The 22,175-nt window shown below is 45.8% G+C and carries 19 protein-coding genes; all 19 read right to left on the reverse strand.

The annotated features are described in order from the left end of the window. Window positions 1–2 precede the first annotated feature (2 nt). The 19 genes from B4C70_RS05145 to flhA all read right to left on the reverse strand — a co-directional run bounded on the left by B4C70_RS05145 (window position 3) and on the right by flhA (window position 22,174). The gene (locus tag B4C70_RS05145; protein ID WP_290777382.1) at window positions 3–4,274 is read right to left on the reverse strand and encodes a PolC-type DNA polymerase III; all 4,272 of its coding nucleotides are present in this window, start codon (window positions 4,272–4,274) and stop codon (window positions 3–5) included. 147 nt (window positions 4,275–4,421) lie between these two features. Beyond that, window positions 4,422–6,122, reverse strand: coding sequence for a proline--tRNA ligase (locus tag B4C70_RS05150; protein ID WP_050677461.1), 1,701 nt, complete (start codon window positions 6,120–6,122; stop codon window positions 4,422–4,424). 34 nt (window positions 6,123–6,156) lie between these two features. Then, a complete protein-coding gene (gene rseP / locus B4C70_RS05155; protein ID WP_023468687.1) occupies window positions 6,157–7,398 on the reverse strand; it encodes an RIP metalloprotease RseP in 1,242 nt (413 codons plus the stop codon). 14 nt (window positions 7,399–7,412) lie between these two features. Further along, window positions 7,413–8,567: a 1-deoxy-D-xylulose-5-phosphate reductoisomerase gene (locus B4C70_RS05160; protein ID WP_290777332.1), complete on the reverse strand. Its 1,155-nt coding sequence runs from the start codon at window positions 8,565–8,567 to the stop codon at window positions 7,413–7,415. Window positions 8,568–8,581: 14 nt separating this feature from the next. Continuing rightward, window positions 8,582–9,382 carry a phosphatidate cytidylyltransferase gene (locus B4C70_RS05165; protein ID WP_290777335.1) on the reverse strand — a complete coding sequence of 267 codons (801 nt, stop codon included), beginning with the start codon at window positions 9,380–9,382 and terminating at the stop codon, window positions 8,582–8,584. A 19-nt stretch (window positions 9,383–9,401) separates the two neighbouring features. Continuing rightward, the gene (locus B4C70_RS05170) at window positions 9,402–10,142 is read right to left on the reverse strand and encodes an isoprenyl transferase (protein ID WP_029342046.1); all 741 of its coding nucleotides are present in this window, start codon (window positions 10,140–10,142) and stop codon (window positions 9,402–9,404) included. A gap of 79 nt (window positions 10,143–10,221) precedes the next feature. Further along, window positions 10,222–10,779, reverse strand: a complete 558-nt coding sequence (gene frr, locus B4C70_RS05175; RefSeq protein WP_023468691.1) for a ribosome recycling factor — start codon at window positions 10,777–10,779, stop codon at window positions 10,222–10,224. A gap of 1 nt (window position 10,780) precedes the next feature. Further along, on the reverse strand, window positions 10,781–11,500 hold the full coding sequence (gene pyrH / locus B4C70_RS05180; protein ID WP_029342047.1) for a UMP kinase: 720 nt from the start codon (window positions 11,498–11,500) through the stop codon (window positions 10,781–10,783). Between the two features lie 111 nt (window positions 11,501–11,611). After that, the gene (gene tsf, locus B4C70_RS05185) at window positions 11,612–12,493 is read right to left on the reverse strand and encodes a translation elongation factor Ts (protein ID WP_023468693.1); all 882 of its coding nucleotides are present in this window, start codon (window positions 12,491–12,493) and stop codon (window positions 11,612–11,614) included. A gap of 83 nt (window positions 12,494–12,576) precedes the next feature. Next, the gene (gene rpsB / locus B4C70_RS05190; RefSeq protein ID WP_012370721.1) at window positions 12,577–13,311 is read right to left on the reverse strand and encodes a 30S ribosomal protein S2; all 735 of its coding nucleotides are present in this window, start codon (window positions 13,309–13,311) and stop codon (window positions 12,577–12,579) included. A 129-nt stretch (window positions 13,312–13,440) separates the two neighbouring features. Further along, window positions 13,441–13,902, reverse strand: a complete 462-nt coding sequence (locus B4C70_RS05195; protein ID WP_055968633.1) for a hypothetical protein — start codon at window positions 13,900–13,902, stop codon at window positions 13,441–13,443. 13 nt (window positions 13,903–13,915) lie between these two features. Beyond that, a complete protein-coding gene (locus B4C70_RS05200) occupies window positions 13,916–14,689 on the reverse strand; it encodes a FliA/WhiG family RNA polymerase sigma factor (protein WP_290777339.1) in 774 nt (257 codons plus the stop codon). Between the two features lie 13 nt (window positions 14,690–14,702). Continuing rightward, the gene (locus tag B4C70_RS05205; RefSeq protein WP_023468696.1) at window positions 14,703–15,185 is read right to left on the reverse strand and encodes a chemotaxis protein CheD; all 483 of its coding nucleotides are present in this window, start codon (window positions 15,183–15,185) and stop codon (window positions 14,703–14,705) included. Continuing rightward, window positions 15,178–15,786, reverse strand: a complete 609-nt coding sequence (locus B4C70_RS05210; RefSeq protein WP_023468697.1) for a chemotaxis protein CheC — start codon at window positions 15,784–15,786, stop codon at window positions 15,178–15,180. Before B4C70_RS05210 ends, B4C70_RS05205 begins: the two co-directional genes overlap by 8 nt. Beyond that, the gene (locus B4C70_RS05215; protein ID WP_023468698.1) at window positions 15,779–16,207 is read right to left on the reverse strand and encodes a chemotaxis protein CheW; all 429 of its coding nucleotides are present in this window, start codon (window positions 16,205–16,207) and stop codon (window positions 15,779–15,781) included. Before B4C70_RS05215 ends, B4C70_RS05210 begins: the two co-directional genes overlap by 8 nt. A gap of 11 nt (window positions 16,208–16,218) precedes the next feature. Beyond that, window positions 16,219–18,216, reverse strand: coding sequence for a chemotaxis protein CheA (locus tag B4C70_RS05220; RefSeq protein WP_290777341.1), 1,998 nt, complete (start codon window positions 18,214–18,216; stop codon window positions 16,219–16,221). Window positions 18,217–18,242: 26 nt separating this feature from the next. Then, on the reverse strand, window positions 18,243–19,097 hold the full coding sequence (locus B4C70_RS05225; RefSeq protein WP_035396779.1) for a MinD/ParA family protein: 855 nt from the start codon (window positions 19,095–19,097) through the stop codon (window positions 18,243–18,245). Next, entirely contained in the window at window positions 19,094–20,146 is a 1,053-nt protein-coding gene (locus B4C70_RS05230) for a GTP-binding protein (protein WP_035396778.1), read from the reverse strand. The genes B4C70_RS05225 and B4C70_RS05230 overlap by 4 nt, the downstream gene beginning before the upstream one ends. A gap of 3 nt (window positions 20,147–20,149) precedes the next feature. Further along, window positions 20,150–22,174 (reverse strand): flagellar biosynthesis protein FlhA, encoded by a 2,025-nt coding sequence (gene flhA, locus B4C70_RS05235; protein ID WP_290777343.1) that lies wholly within the window; start codon window positions 22,172–22,174, stop codon window positions 20,150–20,152. Window position 22,175 lies beyond the last annotated feature (1 nt).

Genomic DNA, 22,175 nt, shown 5'->3' on the forward strand with positions numbered 1-22,175 from the left:
GCTTACAAGTCGAACAAGGAGAGCTGATTCTCGTCTGGTAACCCTTCGAGACAGCCTAGGTTATCGAGCGTCTCGATGATCGATTTCGACAATTTAGCGCGTTTTTGGAGGTCTTCCTTCGAGAGGAATTCGCCGCCTTTACGTGCTTCGACGATTTGCTTCGCAGCATTCGTCCCGAGACCTGTCACGGCATTAAACGGTGGTAACAACGTATCCCCATCAATGAGGAATTCCGTTGCACTTGAGCGATAGAGATCGACTTTTTGGAACGTAAAGCCGCGTTCGATCATCTCAAGCGCGATTTCAAGAACCGTGTACAATCCCTTATCCTTCGCCGTCGCTTCGAAACCTTTGTCCTTGATGTCTTGCAAGACTTTCCGAACGGCAGCAGAGCCTTTATTCATCGCACCGATATCAAAGTCACCCGCACGAACCGTAAAGTACGAAGCGTAGTAATACATCGGATGGTGGACCTTATAGTAAGCAATCCGGACGGCCATCAAGACGTAGGCGGCAGCGTGAGCTTTTGGGAACATGTACTTGATTTTCTTGCAGGAATCGATATACCAAAGCGGTACATCGTTCTCGATCATCGCCTCTTCCATGTCAATCGAGAGTCCTTTCCCTTTTCGGACCGACTCCATGATTTTAAAGGCAAGCGACGGTTCAAGACCGGCGTAGATCAAGTAGACCATGATGTCATCTCGACAACCGATGACGTCTTTTAGTTCACATGTTCCGTTGTAAATCAATTCGCTGGCGTTTCCGAGCCAGACATCCGTTCCGTGCGAGAGTCCTGAAATCTGGACGAGTTCCGAGAACGTCGTCGGTTTCGTCTCTTCTAACATTTGGCGGACGAACTTCGTTCCAAACTCCGGAATACCGAGCGTTCCTGTTTTCGAATCAATCTGTTCCGGCGTCACACCGATCGATTCCGTCGAACTGAAGATTTTCATGACTTCCGGGTCATCGACCGGAATCGTCTTTGGATCTCGTCCTGATAAATCCTGTAGCATCCGGATCATCGTCGGGTCATCGTGACCGAGGATATCGAGTTTGAGTAAGTTATCGTGAATCGAGTGGAAGTCGAAGTGTGTCGTCTTCCATTCAGAACCCATATCGTCTGCCGGATACTGAATCGGACTAATATCATAAATATCCATATAGTCCGGTACGACGATGATCCCACCTGGGTGTTGTCCGGTCGTCCGTTTGACACCGGTGACACCACTGACGAGACGATCGACTTCCGCATTCCGATACGTCAGCTCATTCTCCGACTGATACCCTTTGACATAGCCATACGCCGTCTTCTCGGCGATCGTTCCGATCGTTCCGGCACGATAGACGTAATCGTCACCGAACAAGACTTTCGTATAGGCATGGGCTTGCGGCTGGTATTCTCCACTGAAGTTCAAATCGATATCCGGTACTTTATCCCCTTTAAATCCAAGGAACGTCTCGAACGGAATGTCATGACCATCCTTAAACAACGGGATATCACATTTCGAACAGGATTTATCCGGTAAGTCGAATCCCGAACCAACGGAACCATCATCGAAGAACTCCGATTCCTTACAATTTGGACAGACATAATGCGGTGGTAATGGATTGACTTCCGTGATCTCGGTCATCGTCGCAACGAGACTTGATCCGACCGATCCCCGTGAACCGACCAAATAGCCGTCGTCGAGTGATTTTTTTACGAGTTTATGGGAAATCAGATAGATAACGGCGAATCCGTGACCGATGATCGACTTCAACTCTTTTTCGAGTCGGGCTTCGACGATCTCTGGTAACGTGTCGCCGTAAATCCGGTGCGCCATATCGTACGACAAGTTTCGGACTTCTTCATCTGCCCCTTCGATCTTCGGTGTATAGAGATCTTTTGGAATGATGTCGATGTTCTCGAACTGTTCCGCGACGGCTTGACTGTTCGTGATGACGAGACGTTCAGACACATCCGGTCCGAGGAACTTGAAGTCGTCCATCATTTCCTTCGTCGTCCGGAAGTGCGCCGGCGGCAATTGTTTTCGCATGTTCAGCATGTTCGCTCCACCTTGCGTCCGGATCAAAATCTCCCGGTACGTGGCATCATGTTGATCGAGGTAATGCACATTCCCTGTCGCGACTGGTAAGATATCATGTTCTTCCGCGACGCGGATGATCTTTTTAATCAGTTCGCGCAGTTCGAGTTCATTCTGAACGATTTCCCGTTCGATCAAATGTCCATACATCGCGGGTGGCTGAATCTCGATGAAATCATAGAACTGCATCACTTTCGCTAAATCTTCGTCCGACTTGTTCAAGGCGGCATCAAACACTTCGCCATTATCGCAAGCTGATCCAATGATCAATCCATCCCGGTGCGCGACGAGTTGCGAGCGCGGTGTGCGGACGACACGGTGCACGTGTTTTGTATGAGCAATCGAAATCAATTGGTACAAATTCTTCAAGCCCGTCCGGTTCTTCGCATAGACCGTCGCGTGGTATGGTCGTGCCCGCGAGATATCTTTCCCCATCTCCCTGTTGAGTGAGGCGTGTGTCTTCATGTCGAACATCTCATCCGCCATTTGCAGCAACTTGACCATCAAGTAGCCTGTCGCTTCCGCGTCATAAATGGCGCGGTGATGCTGCGTCAATTCGATGTCAAATCGTTTCGCGAGTGTGTTCAATCGGTGGTTTTTTAGCGTCGGCATCAAAACACGGGCTAGCTCAAGCGTATCAATGACTGGCAAGATCGATTCATCGTGTCCACCGGATCGTAGTGTTGCATTCAAGAATCCGATATCGAATGAGGCATTATGGGCAACGAGAATCGAATCGCCGACCCAATCCATGAATTCCTTGACGACTTGTTCCGGGTCTGGTTTTCCGCGGACCATATCATCGGTGATTCCTGTCAAATCAATCGTCGTCGCCGACAATAGATGCTTCGGATCCGCGAACGCTTCGAACTTATCGATGATATCACCGTCGTGGATCTTGACGGCTGCAAGTTCGATGATCTTGTTGTACATCGCCGATAAACCCGTCGTCTCGACGTCAAAGACAACGAATGTCGCGTCATCTAAGTTACGGTCCACGGGATGATAGGCGACTTGCACCCCGTCATCGACGACATTCGCTTCGATTCCATACAATACCTTGATATCGTTTTTCTTTCCGGCATAGTAGGCATCCGGGAAACTTTGGGCACCCGCGTGATCCGTGATCGCAACAGCAGGATGACCCCATTTCGCCGCGCGTTCGACGTATTTCGTCACGTTCATGACGGCGTCCATCTGGCTCATTTGCGAGTGCGCGTGTAACTCGACACGCTTCTCGCCTGCCCAAGGGTCAGCAGGGGCTTCCATCTTCACTTCTGACAGTTGGGCAATCATCATACAAAGATCGCGCAGGAATGTATCGAACTCAACGCGGCCTGCCGCCTGGATCCACATCCCTTTTTTGATCGCAGAGAGAATCTTGACGTCTGTCTCGTCACGCGCAAACATCTTGACGACAAGGGAGTCCGTATAATCCGTCATCTTAAACGTAAAGATTGTCTTTCCGCTTCGTAATTCACGACTTTCAGCTGAGAAAACGAGACCACGGATCGCGATCCGTCGTTCCTCGTCTTGGATCGTCTTGATTGGGACAATCTCATCTTGAATCGGTTTCCCGATCCGGATCTCAACCGGTCCTTCATCGTCATCCCGCGACTGTTCCCGTTTGAATTGCAACTCGAGCATCCGCTTTGCTTCTTCCATGTCTTCCTGTTTCACCTGATTTCGCAACGCTTCTTGTTTCGATTCGTTGATTTGAACAATCGGTTCACAGTTGAATTTCGGGAATCCGTAAGCACTGTAAAGTAACTGCAACTCACCACATAAGCTACTTTTTAAGAATCCTGCTTCCGGTTCACTCCGGACCGGAATGAATAATTTCTGTTCTTTGAACTCCGGTAAGACCCGTCCAAGTTGTGTCCGCATCGCCGATGAGACATCTGCGAGATCCTGCACGACGTATGGCCAGTAATCATGATACAGGCGTTCGTCTGGTCGACCATCCGCGTATAGGATGACCTTGACTTCGGCGAATTGCTGATACCGACTTATCAAGCGACTCGTAAAGAGTTGATAGACGTTTTGTGGCAAAACCTGTGGCAAGCGGATCTCAAATGTCCAGGTTGCTTTTGCTTTATTGACGCGAAGCTTCTCAAGAACTGCTTCGTTAAAGTATTCTTCAATGATACCATTCGGTAATTCCAAGTCACTAAGCAACAGTGACATGCGTTGTTGTGTATCCACTCGCAATTGTGCTGTCTGATCGCTTCACACCGTGACAGCAACTCCTCCTCCTCTTGCGGATTGCCCAAGGGGCGAATGGGTGTGAGACAAGAAAACAGTCACTTTATGAAAAGTGACCGTCTCCATTCTTTATTCTAAACCTTCATAGAGTGAACGAACAGCCTCAACGACTTGTTCTTGTCCAATTTCTTCTGCATCGCCACCACGACGGGCTTTTAATTCGACGATTCCTTCTGCCGCTTTTTTGCCGACGTTCAAGCGAACCGGTAGACCGATCAAATCCGCATCGGCGAATTTGACGCCTGCTCGTTCTTTCCGGTCGTCAAGTAGGACGCTAAAACCTGCAGCTGTCAACTCACGGTATAGTGTTTCTCCGAGTTCAAGCTGTTCCGCATTTTTACCATTGACGACGATCAAATGGACATCGTATGGTGCGATCGCTTTTGGCCAAATGATCCCACGCTCATCATAATGCTGTTCGACGACTGCCGACAATGTCCGCGAGACACCGATGCCGTAACATCCCATGATGAGTGGTTGTGCTTTACCGCCTTCATCGAGGAACGTCGCTCCCATTCCTTCAGAGTAACGTGTTCCGAGTTTGAAGACTTGACCGACTTCGATGCCACGTGCGAATTTAACGTTTCCGTTGCCGTCTGGTGACGCGTCACCTTCTTCGACGAAGCGCAAGTCTGTATATTCTGCTTCGAAATCACGACTTGGGTCGACATGGATATAATGCGTTTCCGCTTTGTTTGCACCACAGACAGCGTTCGTCAAGGCACGAATCGCGTAATCGGCGACGATCTTCATGTCTGCTCCGATCGGTCCGAGTGTTCCAGGCGTTGAGTGAAGCGCTGCTTCAATCTCTTCGTCGCTCGCCATCGTGATGTCGAGTGCTCCCAGATAGTTTTTCAACTTGATATCGTTGACTTCGTGATCGCCCCGGACGAGTGCCATGACAAGCCCTTGCTCCGTCTTGAAGATGACGGTCTTGATTGATTCGTTTGCTGGTAAATTCAAATGTGCGCTGACCGCTTCGATCGTCTTCGCATCTGCCGTATGCACTTCTTCAAGTGCTTCTGGTGCTTTGTCTTGCTTCGGATAGGCATCGATGGACTCTGCCATCTCTAAGTTCGCTGCATAATCCGATTGGTCTGAGTAGACGATCGTATCTTCACCGATTGCTGCTAACGCATGGAACTCATGTGTTCCACTACCACCAATCGCACCTGAGTCAGCGACGACTGGACGGAACTCAAGACCAACACGTGTGAAGATGCGCGAATACGTATCAAACATGTTTTGATACTCTTCGTCTAAGCTCTCTTGTGAAGAATGGAACGAATAAGCGTCCTTCATGATGAACTCACGACCACGTAATAAACCGAAACGTGGACGACGTTCGTCACGGTACTTCATTTGAATCTGGAAGAGATTGACCGGTAACTTTTTGTACGAGTTCAATTCATCACGAACGATTGAAGTGATCAGTTCCTCGTGCGTCGCTCCGAGCGCGAACCGGCGATCATGACGATCCGTCAAGCGCATTAATTCAGGTCCATAGATATCCCAGCGTCCTGTTTCTTCCCATAGTTCAGCTGGTTGAATCGCTGGCATTAGTAATTCTTGCGCACCCGCCGCTTCTAATTCCTCGCGGATGATCGTCTCGATGTTTGCGAGTACTCGTTTTGCGAGTGGGAGATACGAATAGATCCCAGCGGCATTTTGACGCATGAATCCTGCACGAAGCAAGAGTTGGTGACTGATGGCTTCTGCATCAGATGGTACTTCACGCAACGTTGGCATGAATAGTTTTGATTGTTTCATAATGAGTCACGAACTCCTTTGACTGAGTGATTAATTAAAAGAATTTTTGAATGTCGTTCCAAGTGACGACGAGCATGAGTAGCATCAAAAGCGCAAAACCGACGAAGTGAACCAATCCTTCTTTTTGAGGATCAACTGGTTTACCGCGTAAGGCTTCAAGGAAGAGGAACAACAAGCGTCCTCCGTCAAGTGCTGGAAGTGGCAATAAGTTGAAGACTGCTAAGTTGACGGACAACAATGCTGTCCATGTCAAGAGCATCGAGAACCCACTATCTGCGACCTGATCGGTCATTTTAACGATCCCGACTGGTCCTGATAATTGATCGACGCCAACGACACCCGTTACGAGATCTCCAACAGCTCCGACGATAAGCGTCGACATCCGCCATGTTTCTGAAACGCCCGTTTGTAGTGCTGTTCCGAATGATTTTTCTGTCTCATTCGTGACACCGATGATGCCAACCTTCTGTTCCCCTTGCTGTTGCACTTTTGGCGTGATCTCAGTTGTCGTCTCTTTTCCATCACGCTCATATTTTACTTCTGTCGCTTTCCCAGCACGATCTTGGAATCCAGCACGTAAATCTGTCCATTTTGCTGTATCCTGTCCGTTGACCGAGATAATCCGGTCACCTTCAACAAGTCCTGCTTGATCGGCAGGTGAACCTTTTTGTACTGTTCCGATGACGCTTTCCCCTGTCGGAGAACCATTATATAAGGCAAGACCGAATAAAATGACGAACGCAAGGACAAAGTTCATGAACGGTCCTGCAGCAATCGCAAGGACGCGTTTCCATACGGATTTCGAACCAAATGTGCGGTCATATGGCGCAATTTGGGTCCGTGTCTGACCTTCGACAAGAAATGCTGTCGGTGAGACAGGATAGCGAACCGATGTCTCGTCTTGTAACCCAACGAGTTCGAGTTGACGCAACAAGTCAATCCGCTCGACAGTAACGACTTGATCGACTTGTGGCTGATCCGCATCGAAATAAATCGTCTCGATGACGCCGTCCTTTAACTGTAATCCAACGGTTTGACCTGATTTGATTTCTACGAGTTCAGGTTCTTCACCCGCCATCTTGACGTAACCACCAATCGGCAACAGGCGTACCGTATACAACGTCTCATTCTTAAACACTGAAAAGATCTTCGGTCCAAATCCAATCGCGAATTCCCGACAGAGAATACCTGCCCGCTTCGCCATTACGAGATGACCCCATTCATGGACGGCGACGAGTACACCGAACATCAGCACGATTGAAATAAAGGTCGTCATTACTTATCCCATCCTTAGTTAGCGAATGTAAGAGACGATACGAACTCACGCGCCCATCGATCAGCTTCAAGGATTTGATCCAAAGAAGGCTCCTCGATAAGCTCATGAGCTTGAAGCGCCGCCTCGACGCTCGCTTCGATTTCTAAAAAGCGAATGTCCCCTTTTAAGAAACGGTCCACCGCTTGTTCGTTCGCAGCATTGAGTACTGATGGCATCGATCCGCCGGCTTGACCCGCTTCAAAAGCAAGTCGTAACAACGGATAACGCTCAAATGATGCATCAGCAAAGTGTAAGCGTCCGATTTCCTTTAAGTTTAACCGTTCTCCCCCTTGGATTTCAAGGCGGGACGGATATGTAAGAGAGTACTGAATCGGTTCTCGCATGTCGGGCATACCAAGCTGAGCCATGACAGCTCCATCGTTGAATTCGACCATCGAGTGGATGATGGATTCACGGTGAATGACGACATCGATATCCGCATAGTCGACATCAAATAACCAGTGCGCTTCAATGACTTCGAACCCTTTGTTCATCATCGTCGCGGAATCAATCGTGATTTTTGCTCCCATCGACCAGTTCGGATGCGCTAGTGCTTGTTCGACCGTCACGTCTGCCAGCTCTTCACGTGATTGATCACGGAAGCTCCCACCTGACGCCGTCAAGATGATTTGACGGACATCTTCTCGCCGCTCACCGTTCAAGCATTGGAAAATCGCCGCATGCTCACTATCGACTGGTAAAATCGTCACGTTTTTTTCGCGCGCGAGCTTCATGACAAGGTGCCCTGCCGTGACGAGTGTTTCTTTGTTCGCAAGACCAATCGTCTTACCCGCCTCGATTGCGGCAAGCGTCGGACGTAAGCCGACAGCTCCTACGACCGCTGTAATGACTGTATCGACTTCAGGATGCGTCACGACATCAAGCAATCCTTCTTCACCGATGACGATCGTCGGCTGATAACTCAACTGCTGCTCGAGTTCTTGACGTGTTGTCTCATCTTGAACTCCGACAAGCATCGGTTGCAAACGATTCAACCACGGTACGGCAACCGTCGTGTTGCGGCCAAATGCAAAACTCGTCAATTCAAAAAGGTCTGGATTAGCCGCAATGACATCAAGTGTCTGCGTACCAATCGATCCCGTTCCACCGATGATACTGATTTTCTTCATAATGAAGCGCCTCCTCAAGCAAAGATATCGAGTACGACGAGGACCGTAAAGACGATCATCATGCTGTCGAACCGATCTAGAATACCACCATGGCCCGGTAGTAACGTTCCAGAATCCTTCACACCATAATGGCGTTTGTAAGCGGACTGGACCAAGTCACCAAGTTGCCCAACGACGGCAACGATGATGGCAAGGACAATGACTTTCCCAAAACCGACTGTCGGTTCGATACTTTCAAACACGACACCGAGTAAGATGGCAAGTAGTACGCCACCGACTGCCCCTTCAATCGTTTTGTTCGGGCTGATTGACGGCCACAGTTTATTCTTACCAAATCGCTTCCCGACGAAGTACGCCCCTGAATCCGTAAACCAGATCAAGAGAATGATCAAGAGCGACCACGTTAATCCATGTTCGAGTAAGCGGATGTAGGCGAACGATGCAAAACCGACACCGACATAAACCGCAGTCAGCAGTAAAAAGGCGACATCATCGAACGTAAAGACATTTTTCGAAAACACATTCCAAAAGAGACCGATCAATAAAATGATCATTGCCCAAGCGATTGGTGAAAGTCCGATTGGGAGTGTCCGATCGACTGCCTCTTCATAGATACCGACGAATGGTAATAATGTGCCGATCCCGAATAAAATCCGTGGAATGCGCGAACCGCTCCATTGTCGCATCCGGACGAGCTCGGTAAAACCGAGAATCGTTAGTATTGCCATAAACGCTAAAAAGGGAAGTCCACCGATGTACAAAAGCGTCAAAAAGATGGCGCCTGCCCATATCCCTGTGATAATCCGAGTTTTCATAAGCTAGTTCCTCATTTAATCAGACGCCGCCAAATCGGCGTGTCCGTTGATTGTAATCTTCAATTGCTGCCAAGAAAGCATCCCGACGGAACTCTGGCCACAAGACATCTGTAAAATAAAACTCTGCGTACGCCGCTTGCCAAAGTAAGAAGTTCGATAACCGTTGTTCGCCACTCGTTCGAATCACGAAATCGACATCGGTTACGGATCCTGTCATTAGCTCGCGCTCGATCGTCTCCGGTGTAATCGCGTCCGGTGACAATGTTCCTGCCTGAACCTGTGCGCCCAGTTTTTGCATGACTTGCACGAGCTCATCGCGTCCTCCATAATTCAGAGCGAAAATCAGACGAAGTCCTGTATTGTGTTGCGTATCCAGTTTCGCTTGTTCCACTGCCTCACGTGTGAAATGGGGGAGGCGTGACACTTCTCCTGCTACCTCGACTTTGACATTTTGCGCGTCTAACTCTTTTAAATCCGACTCTAGAAATTGTGCCGGCAGTTTCATGAGAAAACTCACTTCTTCTTCCGGACGCGTCCAATTCTCCGTCGAGAAGGCGTATAATGTCAGACTCTTAACGCCGAGTTCATTTGCAACCCGAACGACCTCACGAATCGATTTCATGCCTTCGCGATGTCCCATGATACGCGGAAGTCCGCGCTTTTGTGCCCATCTACCGTTTCCATCCATGATGATAGCGACGTGCTCAGGCACCCGGTCATAGGTTTCGGTTTCTTTCGTCTGATTCAACCATTGAAACATCCGCACTTCCTCCTCTCTCAATTATGAAGAAAGGGACTCTTCGTGTGACAAAGAGTCCCCCCCATGACGATCCGTCGCGTCATACTTCCATGATTTCTTGTTCTTTTTCCGTTGCTGTCTGATCAAGTTGTTTAACGAACTTGTCTGTCAACGTCTGAACATCTTCTGTGTAGCCACGCAAATCATCTTCTGTCAATGCACCATCTTTTTCTTGTTTCTTTAACTGCTCGTTCGTATCACGACGAATGTTACGGAGGGCAACCTTACCTTCTTCCGTATACTTCTTGACGAGTTTGACGAGTTCCTTCCGGCGCTCTTCCGTTAGCGGTGGAATCGCAAGACGGATGACTGTACCATCAGATGATGGCGCAAGACCAAGATCAGCACGTTGAATCGCTTTTTCAATCTCGCTGACCATTGATTTATCCCATGGAGTGATCAAGATCAGACGTGCTTCTGGTGTGTTGACGTTCGCTACTTGATTGAGCGGTGTCGGTGAACCGTAGTATTCGACTTGAACAGGATCTAAAATCGCAACGTTCGCACGACCGGCGCGGAGTGTCGCAAGTTCTTTCTTAAGTGAAAGATGTGCTTTTTCCATCCGTTCTTCGGCTTGTTTTAAGATTTCTTTTGACATATTATTTCCCCCTTACGATTGTCCCGATTTCGTCACCGATGACGACACGTTTGATGTTACCTTCTTCCATCAACGAGAAGACGATGAGCGGGATGTCATTGTCCATACAAAGTGATGTTGCTGTAGAATCCATGACTTGAAGTCCATCCTTTAAGACATCCAAGTAAGAGAGCGTTTCGAACTTCTTCGCTTCTGGATCAACATTCGGGTCAGCTGAGTAGACACCATCAACGTTGTTTTTCGCCATCAAGATGACCTCTGCTTCAATTTCAGCTGCACGAAGAGCAGCTGTCGTATCTGTCGAGAAGTACGGATTCCCTGTACCTGCTGCAAAGATGACGACGCGTCCTTTTTCAAGGTGACGCATCGCACGACGGCGAATGTACGGTTCTGCTACTTGGCGCATCTCGATTGATGTTTGAACACGTGTTTCAACACCTACATCTTCTAAGCTGTCTTGAAGCGCAAGCGAGTTCATGACTGTCGCTAACATCCCCATATAATCGGCGTTGGCTCGGTCCATCCCAAGTTCTGCACCTGTTTTGCCACGCCAAATGTTTCCAGCTCCGACGACGACCGCTACTTCAACGTTCAATTCAACTAATTCGCGAATCTGTTCCGAGATAGATTTGACGATGACAGGATTGATCCCAAACCCTTGATCTCCTGCGAGCGCTTCTCCGCTCAATTTTAACACAATCCGGTTATATTTCGGTTGCATGACTATGTCCCCCTTGCTAAATTCCGTAAAAAAGGAACACGAACCACTTCCACACGAAAGTGGATTGAAGCATACGTGTTCCTTCTCTTGTCATCAGGATGATCCCGATTCTTATTTTTTAAGTTGGTTCATAACTTCTTCAGCGAAGTTCTCTTCGCGTTTTTCCATACCTTCTCCAACTTCGAAGCGTACGAATGACACGACTTTACCGCCTTTAGATTCTACATATTTACCAACTTTGAAGTCTGGATCTTTGACGAACGTTTGATCGACGAGGCAGATTTCCTCGAAGAACTTGTTCATACGACCAACGATCATTTTTTCAACGATGTTAGCTGGTTTTCCTTCGTTCAACGCTTGCTCAGTGAGGACTTTTTCTTCACGCGCTTTTTCTTCTTCTGTGACAGAAGTACGGTCAACGTAAAGTGGACGTGCTGCTGCGATGTGCATTGCAACGTCTTTTGCAACTGTTTCGTCTGTCGTACCTTCGATGACGACGACTGAACCGATGCGTCCACCCATGTGGAGGTAAGAACCGAAGACTGCGTCATCTGCTTTTGTGAAGAGTGCTACGCGACGGAGTGAGATTTTCTCTCCGATTGTTGAAGCTTCTTCTGAGATGTATGTGTCGATTGTTTTACCTGCTTCGTATTCAGAAGCAAGAGCTGCTTCAGCAGTCTCAGAACCGTTACGGAGAACAGCGTCTGCGATATTTTGAACGAGTGTTTGGAAACGTTCGTTTTTCGCAACGAAGTCTGTTTCTGAGTTGATTTCGACGAGTGCCGCTTTGTTACCGTCAACTGCAACTGCAGTCAACCCTTCAGCAGCGATACGATCGCCTTTTGCTGCTGCTTTAGCAATCCCTTTTTCACGCAAGAAATCTACTGCTGCGTTCATGTCACCGTCAGTTTCAACGAGTGCTTTTTTGCAGTCGAGCATCCCTGCACCTGTTTTTTCACGAAGTTCTTTAACCATTGCTGCTGTAATAGCCATTCGATATTCCTCCTTATAACATCCTTAGTTTCAAAAAAAAAGGTGATAAAAGGTCGATTCCCTTTATCACCTGGCATCACGAATTACTCAGCGTCTGCTACTACTTCTTCAGTAGTTTCAGGTGCTACGTTATCTTCGCCTTGTTTAACTTCGAGGATTGCGTCAGCCATTTTACCAGTGAGCAATTTGACTGCACGGATCGCATCGTCGTTCGCTGGGATGACGTAGTCGATTTCGTCTGGATCACAGTTAGTATCAACAATCGCAACGATTGGGATGTTGAGTTTGTGTGCTTCTGCAATCGCGATACGCTCTTTGCGTGGGTCAACGATGAAGAGTGCATCCGGAACGCCTGGCATATCTTTGATACCGCCGAGGAATTTCTCAAGACGAGTCATTTCTTTTTTAAGAATGATGACTTCTTTTTTAGGAAGAACTTCGAATGTACCGTTCTCTTCCATTTTTTCGAGTTGTTTCAAACGGTTGATACGTTTTTTGATTGTAGAGAAGTTCGTGAGAGTTCCACCCAACCAACGTTCGTTGATGAAGTATTGACCTGCACGGATCGCTTCTTCTTTCACAGTGTCTTGAGCTTGTTTTTTCGTACCAACGAAAAGAACGTTTCCGCCTTCAGACGCTACTTCACGGATGAAGTTGTATGCTTCGTCTACTTTTTTGACCGTTTTTTGAAGGTCGATGATGTAGATTCCGTTCCGTTCTGTGAAGATGTATTTTGCCATTTTTGGGTTCCAACGGCGTGTTTGGTGACCGAAGTGTACACCAGCTTCTAACAATTGTTTCATCGAGATTACTGCCATGATGAATTCCTCCTTTTGGGTTTTGGATGTCCTCCGCGATGATCGTCTGTCCAGCTAACCTATTAAAGGCACCGCAGCTGGCGATACATGCGTGCGTAATTAACACCGTAGACTAATATAGCATAAAGATTAACGAGGAGCAACCTTCGTTTGACGAGAAAGTTTAGCAATTAAAGCGACCTCACCCGTTCCCCGGTTCAAAGAACGAGCGAGTGTCTCAAGATCTGTTCCTTCGCGTAAAGCCTGCTCCACATCTGTTAAGACCTGTTCTTCGTTCTGTACTTCAGAAGGAACTGGTGTTTCAATATATGATTCAGCTCGTTCATTTTGTACAACATTTTCCTCAGGTAAAACTGATTCTATTGATGGATTCTGATATGTTTCATTTATAGGATTAGATGATACCTCAGATTTTACGTTCTGCTCGGTCATTTCATTTACTTGCTCCATAAAGCTTAATAAAACTTGCTCTGTTTCGCTTTTTTCAAGCTCTAAACGGGATATACGATCTTTTAAATCCGCTTGCTGACGAAACAGCACAAGTAGTGCGTAGCATATAAGAGCTGCTAAGAGTATATACACGACTGTCATGATTGATTTCCTTTCACATTGCGACACGATCTGCTAAGTAGGCACTTCCCAATGCATTTTTTAATTTACGGAGAGCCTTAGAGTGGATTTGAGAAATTCGAGATGTTGACAATTCAAGGATTTCGCCAATCTCAGTCAATGTTAATTCTTCATAGTAGAACAAGGAAACGACGAGTTGTTCTTTTTCTGACAGCTCTTTAACTTCCTCTGCTAATTTAGCAATCAACTCACGCATTAATAACATGTCTTCCGGAGTCGCAGTATCAGGGTCTAGATAGGAAACGGTAATTGCTTTCCCTTCATCTTGTAAAGTGACGGCTTCGTCAATCGATAATATATTTGCAAAATAACTTTCAGCTAACGCACTCTTCACTTCATCTGTAGACATTTCTACAATCGAAGATACTTCTTCAATCGTCGGAGTTCTTTGAAGAGATTGCTCTAGTATTTCAACAGCTGCTTCGACCCGCTTTGCTTTTTCTCGTAAAGAACGTGGTAACCAATCGATTTTTCGCAATCCGTCTAAAATTGCTCCTCGAATCCGAAAGGCGGCATACGTGTCGAATTTATTATTATGATTTTGATCGAATTTTTGAAGAGCATCGTACAATCCCATCATCCCTAAACTTTTCAATTCATCTCGATCGACACTTTTAGGTAATGTTGCACTTAGTCGTTGAACATGATACTGAACGAGAGGCTCGTAATTCAAAAGTAATTCATCTGCTACCGTGATATCACGTGTCGATAGCCATCGATCCCAAAGTTGTTGTAATTCCTCACGCATGACCATTCCTCCTCTATATTTCCAACGTCCCGACATTTACTGTCCGGATAACGAGACGTCCTGACTTTGAGTGGAACTCGATCGTCCGCCCATTCGTGCCACCTACATCTTCTGCAACGAGTGGGATTCCTGTCTTTTGTAACATATCTTTGACGGACGCAATGTTTCGTTCTCCAATTCGCATCGATTCATGTTCGTATTTGAATTGGAACATCTGTGCACCACCAGCGATCTTAGCACGTAAGCGTAATGCACCATTTGCTCGTAAGCGTTTTACGATTTCTAAAATAGCAGTATCTGCAAACTTACCGATTTCTGCCTCGCGATTACGACTAATGGCCGAATCTGGCAACATCACGTGTGCCATGCTTGATAACCCTCGCTCTTGATCATAGATGACGACCCCAACGCAAGAACCAAGACCAGCAGTGCGAAGAATGACAGGCTGTTTGCTGATTGCGTATTCTGCAATTCCAATACGTATGAGTTCATCCATCAATGTCCACACCCAATCGCTGAAAAACTGTCTGAAACGCATTTGCTTCTGGAAGGAGAAGCAAGTGTCCAGTCAATTCATTCCCGGCACTAGAAAGATGAGTGTCGATATACAAAGCCATATTTCCCGGTGTTGAAGATTCAAGCAATGCCACCTCGAGAAGTGCGCCAACCATATCAAATGCAGAAGCAGGAACACTGACTTGGAGGGACAAATCCAACCAATCTGAAATCGATCGTGCATATGCCCCAATTAGTATATTCCCGATTTCCTCCCAGGCAGAAACCCCCATTTCATGAGAATCAGAGAAAAATTGGAATTCAGATTTCATTAGCTGTCCAATTAACTTTTCTGCATCATGGAGTGGCATCAAAAAAAGCAAGGTCGCTCGAATATCACCTGAAAACCGTAACAATGCGCCAGCCGTGTAAGCTTCTGCACCGCCCACACGATCTATGATCGTTGTAAACGATTCTAATTCGGCAGAAGGCACTTCGATTTCAATTGGTTTCCCTAAAAGTGTAGACAATGCTGTAGCAGCATGACCTGCTCCGATATTTCCAATTTCTCTGAAAATATCTTTTTGATCTGAATTAAGCATGAACGATATCCTCAAATAATCGATTTGGTTCGATTAAAGAAAACAGTTGGTCTTCTCCTTTTGCGACTGCCGTTAGGTAAGATGCATCTTCCTGTTTTTGTTCGCCCAAAGGCTCGATTCTAACTTCAGAAGATTCTACGACTTCATTCGCTCGATCAACGATGAATCCAGCGTCTCCGTGCTCAAGTGTTGCAATGATGATCCGTGTTTCTTCTGTTTCTTCGATTACGTCAAAACCTAAACGTGAACGTAAATCAATCACAGGTGTTACGACTCCACGCAAATTAATTACACCTTTAACGTAAGAAGCAGCATTTGGAATTCGTGTGATGGGAATGAGACGTTCAATTGAACGAACAGATTGTACGTCAATCCCATATGAATTCTCTTCTAGTTGAAAAACAACCCACTTTTGTTCCATCTTCAATTCCCTCACTTTCGTAATAGAGCGTTACTGTCAATGATTAATGCCACTTGCCCATCGCCAAGTATAGTTGCTCCGGAAATAGCCCGAATACCTTCGAGATAACTACCTAGCGGCTTCATGACAATTTCTTGTTGTCCAATCAATTCAGAAACGATTAAACCTGCCAGCTTTTCACCACTACGAACAACAACAACGGAGTAAGCCTCCGCCTCATGTTGCGGCAATCCATAGACTTCATTTAACGAAATCAATGGAACCAATTGTCCACGGAAATCGAATACTTTCTCGCGATGCGCCTGTAAGATCGAAGAGCTTCTTAATGATGTTGTCTCGATGATTGCCGTCAACGGAATAGCATACGTTTCTTTACCAAGTTCAACCAACATTGCTGAAATGATAGATAACGTAAGTGGTAGACTAATTCGGAAAATAGTACCTTCACCACGACGTGTTTCTACAAATACTTCCCCACCAAGAGATTCAATCTTGGATTTCACAACATCGAGTCCTACACCTCGCCCGGACAAATCTGTCACCGTTTCTGCTGTCGAAAAACCTGGAGCGAATAATAACATCGATGCTTCTTCAATTGTTAATAGTGCCGCCTCTTCTTCCGTAATTAGCCCCTTTTCAATCGCGATTCGTGTGACGCGCTCGTGGTTAATTCCAGCACCATCATCTTCGATTTCAATGAAGACTCGATTTCCCGAATGATAGGCGCGTAATGATAAATTCCCTTCAACAGGTTTTCCAGCAAGAATTCGGTCCGCTTTGTTTTCGATTCCATGATCGATTGCATTACGAATCAAGTGAACTAATGGATCTCCGATCTCATCGATGACTGTTCGATCCAACTCTGTCTCAGCACCAGTGATATGAAGTTTTATGTGTTTTCCGACATCTTTCGATACAGAACGTACCATTCGTGGGAAACGATTAAATACTTGTTCAATTGGCATCATACGTAAAGTCAATACGAGAGACTGTAATTCGTTCGTCCCACGCTTAATTCGCTCAACAGTATCCGTCAATTCAGGAGAACCTACTTCTGCCGCAATTCGTTCTAAGCGACCTCGATCGATGATGAACTCCTCAAATAAGTTCATGAGGCGGTCAATCCGTTCAAGATTGACACGGATCGTTTTTGAAGCGACTGGTGCAGTGACATCCATTGGTTCACTCGTCGTAGAAGTCGCCTCTTTTTGAATCTCTTCAGTAACAGGTTCTTGTTGCAACGTAGAAGTGGCAACTTCTGCTTCTGACGTCGTCTCAAAAGGGACGATGGAAACATTCGCCACTTCTGATACGGCTTCAACTGCTTCTCGAATCGTCTCTTTTTCACTTTGTGTTACGAATAAAATCTCAAATGATGTATCAAAATGTTCTTGCTCTAAGTCATCTGAAGTCGGATTTGATAAAATGACGTCCCCCAGTGATTGAAGACGATCAAACACCATATAAACGCGAGCAGCTTTTAAGATGACATCAGCTGATAGTTCGACTGATAACACGTATGCTTGATAGCCTGCTGCAATCGATTGTTGGACAACCGCTTTTGAATAGACATCACATTCAAAATTCTGTTGCGTAGTAGGTAGAACATTCGTTTCAACTTGTACATCACTCGGTTGAATGAATCGCTTCAATCGATTAACCGTCTCCGTTACATCTAACTTTCCTTTTCCACCTCGACTAATATCTTCAACCATCGTTTCAAGTTGTTCTGCCGCGACGAATAATACATCAATCAGTTCGGAAGTAGCTGGTTGTTTTTTAGAGCGAACTAAATCGAGAGCACTCTCCATTTCATGCGTTAAGTCAGCGATAGCATCATACCCCATCGTTCCTGCCATTCCTTTGAGTGTGTGAGCTGACCGGAAAATTTGATCAATGACAGCTTCGTCATCCATACGTTGTTCGAAATCCAATAAGCTTGTATTGATTGCTTGAAGGTGCTCCATTGATTCATCAAGGAACAATCCTACATATTCATTTAAGTCCATGAATGATTTCCTCCTTTATTTCCAACTTAATGGACATGATCTTTCCCATGCTTTAGCCGACTTAATAATCGATCTAAAAACTTTCGTTCTTTTACGCGAACACCCGTCAATGAAGTAGTAATGTGATCCATTCGCCAACTGACATGACTTTTTCGATCCATGATATAAAATGGCATTTGGGCTTTGACCGCTTTCACTACTGTTTGATCTTCAGGTAGAAAACCAATGAAACGTAGTGATTTTCTTAAAAATTGAGAGCTGACTAATTCGAGCCGATCAAATGTTTCAAGAGCTTCTTCACCATTCGTAGCTCGATTAACAATCACGGAAACAGGCAATTCATTCGCATGATGATGGGCTAATTTTACAAACGCGTACCCATCCATGATGGAAGTAGGTTCTGGTGTAACAACTAGCCATGCTTCATCTGCACTACCAATGAAATCAAACGTTTGATGATTAGCACCGGCACCTAGATCAAGTAATACATAATCATATTCATAGAAGAATCGAAATTCACGTAATAAAAAGGTAATGTCATCACTCGTGAAATTCGTCAATTCAGCAAATCCACTTCCCCCATGAATGAACTGAAGGGTTGGTGAATATTCTACAATTGACTGTTGTAGTGATTCTCTTTTCTTCACACATTCCATCAGTGATAACTTAGAAGATTTACCGAGTAAAATACCAATGTTGGCCATACCGATATCTAAATCGATAATAAGTACCTTCTTGTTTTGAAGAGATAGAGCAACACCTAAGTTGACAGCGACGTTCGTTTTCCCAACGCCACCTTTACCACTAACAATAGCAATCGTTTTAGTTTCATTTACGGATAACTTAGAGCGTAGGACTCGAGCTTGATCTTCTTGCATCATCCCATTCCTCTCTCGACGATCATCTGGGATATCTCTTCTACAGAACTAAACAAGATATCTTCAGGTACTTCTTGACCAGTGGTTATACAATAGATGGGTACATCACTTTCTTCCGCGAGACCAACGATTGACCATAATTCACTTGTCTCGTCCGCTTTTGAGAAAATAATTCCAGATACAGGTACGGATTGAAAGCGATCATACATACGAAGTAGATCTTGATATTTCGCAGTCAGACTGAGTACGAGAAATACATCCGTCTCTTCAAAAGTATGCCGACTTTTTAATTGTTCAACATACCCGACATCAAGAAAATTCCTACCCGCTGTGTCAATCAGAACGATATCGCATGATTGTAATGCTTCTTTCGCTTGTTCAAAGTCATTCAGATCGTATGCAACATGAATCGGGATACCTAGTATATCTGCATATGTGTTTAATTGTTCAATGGCAGATATCCGATATGTATCCGTCGTAATAAGACCGACTCGTTTTTTTTCTGTTAACGTAAAATGTGCTGCTAGTTTTGCAATCGTAGTCGTCTTTCCGACACCTGTAGGACCTGTTAACATAATGAATTTCGAATGCGTCGTTTTCGTCCGAATCTTCGCTTGAACCTCTTCGAGTAATACCGTGTTCAATTCAGCTTGCTGCGTTTGATAATAAGTTGACACAAGTTTCTCGTGTAGGTGTTCTGCCAACTGATTCAACGCTGGCTCCGCAAGTAACTTAGCGTACTGTCTTAGTTCTCTTGGTAATGGTCTTTCCCCTGTCGTAATAATTGTAGGGCGTTCTACGATTGATCGCTGTTCTATTTGGTTTACATGAGGGTTCACTCTATTCGGCTGTTCTACTTTAACAGTCCTTTTATCCTCTACATGTTCATCCACCGAACCGACCAATTCTACTTTTCGTTTTGCAAAAACCCCGAAAATACCACCGACTTTTATATGCCGTGTATTCAAGATGATAGCTTCTTCGCCTAACTCCTGTTTAACTCGCTCCATTGCTTCAGCCACCGTATCTGCTACGATTTTTTTCACTATCATTGCTTATATCACCCCAATACTCTTCACTTCGATCGTCGGCATCAATTCGTTATACGATAAGACCGGAATATCCGGGAAGTATCGTTCCGTCATCTGACGAACGAACATTCGAATACTTGGAGAAGTCAGAATGATTGGATGTGCGCCATAGCGTTCAAACTCCATCGTCCGTTCTTGCAGCGTTTCGATGAAGCGACTCGCTTTTTCGGGATCAAGCGCTAAATAATTACCAAACTCTGTCTTCTGGATCGCCGACTGGATATCGAGTTCCATCTCACTTGAGACTGTTACGACGTGTAACACCTCTCCTTGCATGACTTGTTCAGTGATTTGACGTGATAAGGATTGGCGAACATACTCTGCTAGTAATTCACTATCCTTGGTTACTGCGGCATAATCAGCAAGCGTTTCAAAAATTAAAGGTAAATTTCGAATCGATATTTTCTCTTTTAGTAATTGAACGAACACTTTTTGCAAATCCCCAATCGAAAGTAGTTGCGGCGTAACTTCTTCCACTAAAATCGGATGAGATTCTTTTAAATGATCGACCAATTGTTTCGTTTCTTCTCGACCAAGTAATTCAGCAGCATGTTTCTTTAAGAGTTCTGTTAAGTGCGTAGCAACGACAGATGGTGGATCAACGACCGTATAGCCTGACATCTCTGCTCGGCTCCGTGTCTGTTCATCAATCCAGAGTGCCGGCATACCAAAAGCCGGTTCTACAGTCTCGATCCCTCGAATCTCTGGATCGTCGACACCCGGACTCATCGCTAAGTAATGATCAAGTAACAGTTCGCCGGTTGCCATCTCACTTCCGCGAATCTTAATCCGGTACTGATTCGGTGATAACTGTAAGTGATCCCGAATCCGAACGGTCGGAAGAACGAATCCGAGTTCAAGAGCTAGTTGCCTACGAATCATGACGACACGATCGAGTAAATCGCCACCTTGCGCTTCATCAGCAAGCGGAATCAAACCATAACCGAATTCGAATTCAATCGTATCAACATTCAGTAAGGAAATAACTGATTCGCTTGATCGTAAATTTTCGCTTGGTGCTTCTTCGACAGCAACTTCTTCTTGCATCGTCTTCGTCGCCTGCTTCATTCGCCAAGCAAAGAATCCAAACAGTGCAGCGATCGGCATCGTGACGTAATCCGGAATCGCCGTGAACAGTCCAAGTAAGAAGATAGCTCCTGCTGCAATTCCAACGAGGAGTGGTGTCCGTGTCAATTGACCGATGACATCCTCTCCAAGATTTCCATCAGACGTTGAACGTGTGACGATAATACCGGTCGCAACCGATATCAAAAGGGCTGGAATCTGACTGACAAGACCGTCACCAACTGTTAGCAACGTATACAAATTGACGGATTCCATCATCGGTAAACCCTGCTGGACAACACCGATGATCATCCCGAAAATCAAGTTGATGATGACGATGATGATGCCTGCGATTGCATCTCCTTTAACGAACTTCGACGCCCCATCCATCGCACCATAAAAATCAGCTTCCGACTGAATTTTTTGGCGACGAGTCCGGGCTTGCAATTCGTCAATCATGCCGGAGTTCAAATCAGCATCGATCGCCATTTGTTTCCCTGGCATCGCATCGAGCGTAAAACGTGCCGAGACTTCCGAGACTCGTTCTGAACCCTTTGTGATGACAAGAAACTGGATTAAGACGAGAATCAAGAAGACGACGAAGCCGACAAGCGCGTTACCTCCGACAACAAAACTACCGAAAGCCTCGATGACTTCGCCACCGTTTCCGTTTGATAAAATCGCCCGTGTCGTTGAGACATTGAGCGCAAGACGAAACAGCGTAACGATCAGTAACAATGTCGGAAATACAGAAAACTCAAGTGCCTCTTTGGCATTCATCGCAACGAGTAGTACCATCAAGGCAATTAAAATATTGATGATGATTAAAAAATCGAGCATGATAGCGGGCAGTGGAATGACGAGCATGAAGACGATCATGATGACGCCTAGCAGAACCGTTAAATCTCGTGTTGATATACTCATG

Origin of the sequence: Exiguobacterium sp. UBA5002, from assembly GCF_002396765.1 — a bacterium.
Classification (GTDB): domain Bacteria; phylum Bacillota; class Bacilli; order Exiguobacteriales; family Exiguobacteriaceae; genus Exiguobacterium_A.

Bases quoted from the DNA above. Each gene is read 5' to 3' on its own strand.
- B4C70_RS05170 (WP_029342046.1), bottom strand. From the start codon at position 10,142: ATGTTTCAATGGTTGAATCAGACGAAAGAAACCGAAACCTATGACCGG.
- B4C70_RS05145 (WP_290777382.1), bottom strand. From the start codon at position 4,274: ATGTCACTGTTGCTTAGTGACTTGGAATTACCGAATGGTATCATTGAA.
- B4C70_RS05150 (WP_050677461.1), bottom strand. From the start codon at position 6,122: ATGAAACAATCAAAACTATTCATGCCAACGTTGCGTGAAGTACCATCT.
- frr (WP_023468691.1), bottom strand. From the start codon at position 10,779: ATGTCAAAAGAAATCTTAAAACAAGCCGAAGAACGGATGGAAAAAGCA.
- B4C70_RS05160 (WP_290777332.1), bottom strand. From the start codon at position 8,567: ATGAAGAAAATCAGTATCATCGGTGGAACGGGATCGATTGGTACGCAG.
- B4C70_RS05220 (WP_290777341.1), bottom strand. From the start codon at position 18,216: ATGGACTTAAATGAATATGTAGGATTGTTCCTTGATGAATCAATGGAG.
- tsf (WP_023468693.1), bottom strand. From the start codon at position 12,493: ATGGCTATTACAGCAGCAATGGTTAAAGAACTTCGTGAAAAAACAGGT.
- pyrH (WP_029342047.1), bottom strand. From the start codon at position 11,500: ATGCAACCGAAATATAACCGGATTGTGTTAAAATTGAGCGGAGAAGCG.
- B4C70_RS05205 (WP_023468696.1), bottom strand. From the start codon at position 15,185: ATGGATGAACTCATACGTATTGGAATTGCAGAATACGCAATCAGCAAA.
- B4C70_RS05225 (WP_035396779.1), bottom strand. From the start codon at position 19,097: ATGATGCAAGAAGATCAAGCTCGAGTCCTACGCTCTAAGTTATCCGTA.
- rpsB (WP_012370721.1), bottom strand. From the start codon at position 13,311: ATGGCAGTAATCTCGATGAAACAATTGTTAGAAGCTGGTGTACACTTC.
- rseP (WP_023468687.1), bottom strand. From the start codon at position 7,398: ATGACGACCTTTATTTCAATCGTGCTGATGTTCGGTGTACTCGTCGCC.
- B4C70_RS05210 (WP_023468697.1), bottom strand. From the start codon at position 15,786: ATGCTTAATTCAGATCAAAAAGATATTTTCAGAGAAATTGGAAATATC.
- B4C70_RS05165 (WP_290777335.1), bottom strand. From the start codon at position 9,382: ATGAAAACTCGGATTATCACAGGGATATGGGCAGGCGCCATCTTTTTG.
- B4C70_RS05230 (WP_035396778.1), bottom strand. From the start codon at position 20,146: ATGATAGTGAAAAAAATCGTAGCAGATACGGTGGCTGAAGCAATGGAG.
- flhA (WP_290777343.1), bottom strand. From the start codon at position 22,174: ATGAGTATATCAACACGAGATTTAACGGTTCTGCTAGGCGTCATCATG.
- B4C70_RS05200 (WP_290777339.1), bottom strand. From the start codon at position 14,689: ATGCGTGAGGAATTACAACAACTTTGGGATCGATGGCTATCGACACGT.
- B4C70_RS05195 (WP_055968633.1), bottom strand. From the start codon at position 13,902: ATGACAGTCGTGTATATACTCTTAGCAGCTCTTATATGCTACGCACTA.
- B4C70_RS05215 (WP_023468698.1), bottom strand. From the start codon at position 16,207: ATGGAACAAAAGTGGGTTGTTTTTCAACTAGAAGAGAATTCATATGGG.